The organism is Moorena sp. SIO4A1 (assembly GCF_010672065.1).
Taxonomy (GTDB): domain Bacteria; phylum Cyanobacteriota; class Cyanobacteriia; order Cyanobacteriales; family Coleofasciculaceae; genus Moorena.
Window position 1 is genome coordinate 1 of the sequence record NZ_JAAHHX010000982.1, and the last position, 1,117, is coordinate 1,117.

General features: G+C 41.2%; 2 protein-coding genes. Both read left to right on the forward strand.

Features of this window, described 5'->3' with window-relative positions:
• Positions 1–85: 85 nt before the first annotated feature.
• Positions 86–220 (forward strand): hypothetical protein, encoded by a 135-nt coding sequence (locus F6K53_RS44610; protein ID WP_293087434.1) that lies wholly within the window; start codon positions 86–88, stop codon positions 218–220.
• Position 221: 1 nt separating this feature from the next.
• On the forward strand, positions 222–1,117 hold an 896-nt coding region (locus F6K53_RS44615; RefSeq protein ID WP_293087437.1), incomplete at its 3' end, for a glycosyltransferase family A protein.

Consider the following 1,117-nt stretch of genomic DNA (forward strand, 5'->3'; position numbering starts at 1 on the left):
AGCTGGACGGCTAGATGTGACTGGAGTTAAGAGTTGTGCTCTTCCCGATCTCTCTTAGATTTAATCGATAACAATCATAAATAAATTGAGAAAATATTTGTTCCCGATTCCCGATTCCCGATTACCGATTCCCGATTCCCGATTCCCGATTCCCGATACCCGATTCCCGATTCCCTGTTCCCTGTTCCCTTTGCTAGATAACTTTTGTATAAATAAATGAGATGAATAGCAAACCATTAGTTTCTGTAATTACGATTTTCTTAAATGCTGAAAAGTTCATTGAGGAAGCAATAGACAGTGTAATTGCGCAAACCTATGACCATTGGGAATTGCTGCTGGTAGACGACGGCTCCACCGATAACAGTACTGCCATTGCCCAACGGTATGTGGAAAAATATCCTGACAAGGTACGTTATCTAGAACACCAAGATCACGAAAATCGCGGCATGAGTGCCTCCCGTAATTTGGGTATTGGTAATGCTAAGGGTAAGTACATTGCTTTGCTAGATGCTGATGATATCTGGCTACCTCAGAAACTGCAAAAACAGATAGCAATTTTGGACTCTCATCCAGAGGCTGCTATGGTCTATGGAAATACTTTGTATTGGCACAGCTGGACTGGCCATCCTGAAGACAGTCAGCGGGACTACATGCCAGAATTGGGAGTTCAACTCAATACTCTGATTCAGCCACCAACCCTAATTAAATTCTTGATACAAGGTGGAGGCGCTGTTCCCTGTCCCTCTAACTTTATGGTAAAACGGCAGATTGTCGAAGAGGTCGGTGGCTTTGAAGAGACATTCCGAGGTCTTTATGAAGATCAAGTCTTTTTAGCGAAAATATTCCTGAACACCCCTGTGTTTGTGGAAAGTGGATGTCGGGAAAAGTATCGTCAGCATAAAGATTCTATTTGTTATACCTCCCAAGACACAAAACAAGAATATACGGCTCGTCGGATTTTCTTGAATTGGTTAAAGGAATATCTGTCTAAAGAAAGCTTCAAAAACCCTAAACTTTGGTCTGCTCTACAAAAGGAGCTATGGCGATATAATCATCCAACCTTACAGTATTTGAGAAATCGTATTCGATATTTTGTAAAACTTATGAAAAAACAGTT